1 protein-coding gene is annotated in these 256 nt (G+C 66.8%); it reads right to left on the bottom strand.

Annotated elements, in window-relative coordinates:
• Nucleotides 1–256: hypothetical protein (locus EN859_RS37380; protein WP_135913758.1), on the bottom strand; the 256-nt coding region annotated here is incomplete at both ends.

Below are 256 nucleotides of genomic sequence, written 5' to 3'. Positions count from 1 at the left end.
GCGGCGTTGTTACCGCCGATCGCACTCACCTCGCTCGCCTGCACGCCGCCCGTCAACGCAATATCGTGTTGCGCCGTGAAGGATACGGCTTGCGTGAAGGCCTGCGTACCTGCGCCGCCGATGTCGTGCCCCGCCGTTACCGAACCGTTTGCCTCACCGATCAGCAGGCCGTTCAGCAGCGCATCGCGGCCGGCGTTCAAGGTCGCATCACCGACTGCACTCGTGCTCGCCCCCAGCGACAGATCGAGCCCGGTCG

This window comes from Mesorhizobium sp. M00.F.Ca.ET.216.01.1.1, from assembly GCF_004010325.2.
Classification (GTDB): domain Bacteria; phylum Pseudomonadota; class Alphaproteobacteria; order Rhizobiales; family Rhizobiaceae; genus Mesorhizobium.
The sequence above is the reverse complement of the archived record's forward strand: the minus strand, read 5'-3'. Positions and strand labels throughout refer to the sequence as shown.